This window comes from Streptomyces sp. DH37 (assembly GCF_029813835.1).
In the GTDB taxonomy this organism is placed as follows: domain Bacteria; phylum Actinomycetota; class Actinomycetes; order Streptomycetales; family Streptomycetaceae; genus Streptomyces.
The window spans coordinates 1-587 of sequence record NZ_JARVKV010000158.1 but is presented as its reverse complement, the minus strand read 5'-3'; the positions used below and the strand labels follow the sequence as shown (position 1 = coordinate 587).

The window sequence follows — 587 nt, the reverse complement described above, 5'->3', positions numbered from 1 at the left end:
CCCCGGCGCTGGGCCTGTACGGCATCCAGCGCATCCATCTGCTGAGGAACGTGATGATCCTGGCGGGCGCCGGGGTGGGCGGCGGCTCGCTGAACTACGCCAACACCCTCTACGTGCCGCCGCCCGCGTTCTTCACCGACCGCCAGTGGGGTCGCATCACCGACTGGCAGGAGGAGCTCAGGCCGTACTACGACCAGGCGAAGCGGATGCTGGGCGTGCGCACCAACCCCACCAGGACCGAGGCCGACACCTACCTGGAGAACGTCGCCCGGAGGATGGGCGTGGGCGACACCTTCCGGCTGACACCGGTGGGCGTCTTCTTCGGCGACGGGAAGGACGCCGACGGGAAGGCGCCGGTGACCGCACCCGGTCAGGAGGCCCCCGATCCCTACTTCGGCGGCGCGGGCCCCGCCCGGACGGCCTGCCTGGGATGCGGCTCGTGCATGACGGGTTGCCGGCACGGCGCCAAGAACGCCCTCACCGAGAACTACCTCCACCTCGCCGAGAAGGCGGGCGCGGTCGTCCACCCGATGACCACGGTGACGGAGGTGACCGAGGACCCCGCCGGCGGCTTCCGGGTCACCACC

At 71.4% G+C, this 587-nt stretch carries 1 pseudogene; it reads left to right on the top strand.

Features of this window, described 5'->3' with window-relative positions:
• Positions 1–587: pseudogene (locus QC029_RS30465) on the top strand (cholesterol oxidase); the annotation flags it as partial.